The 659-nt window shown below is 48.1% G+C and carries 1 pseudogene; it reads left to right on the top strand.

Annotated features, from left to right (window positions below):
• Positions 1 to 659 (top strand): annotated as a pseudogene (gene mukB / locus R7Q46_RS27630) (chromosome partition protein MukB); the annotation flags it as partial.

The following is a 659-nucleotide window of genomic DNA, read 5'->3' as shown; positions in this document are numbered from 1 at the left end:
GTAGCTTAAACCAACAGCGTCAAGCTCGTGAATTGGTCAAGGAATATCAAAAACAGTTCCATGTTGAACTGACGGACGAAATCACGTTTGAACAAGAACGCGAACGTCACGCGATGCAAATCGAAACGCTAGAAATGACGCAAGAAGAGCTGCGCGAACAACGCAGCGAACAGCGTCGCCTAGAGCAAGATGCTGCGTCAGAAATTAACAAGTTAGAAGCTATTGCACCAACTTGGATTGCCGCTAACGATGCGTTGGAAAAATTGCGTGAGCAACGCGGTGTAGAGTTAGAAGATCGCCATGCTGTGATGAGCCACATGCAGGTTGTTCTGGAACAAGAGAAAGAGTTGTCTCTTGCGAAAGACAAACTGGCAGAGCGTCGCTCGCAACTAGAAAGCGAAATCGAACGATTGGCATCACCTGGTGGTTCAAACGATCCTCGTCTGAAAGGCTTGGCAGATACACTAGGCGGTGTGCTTCTATCCGAGATTTACGACGACATTACAATCGACGACGCACCTTACTTCAGCGCGATGTATGGTCCGGCACGTCACGCGATTGTGGTTTCTGACCTGTCGGGTATCGAAGAGAAACTGGTAGAGCTAGACGATTGTCCGGAAGATTTGTACATCATTGAAGGTGACATAGATGCCTTTGAT

It is taken from the genome of Vibrio sp. 811, assembly GCF_033339195.1.
This window is presented reverse-complemented; position numbering and strand designations above follow the sequence as displayed.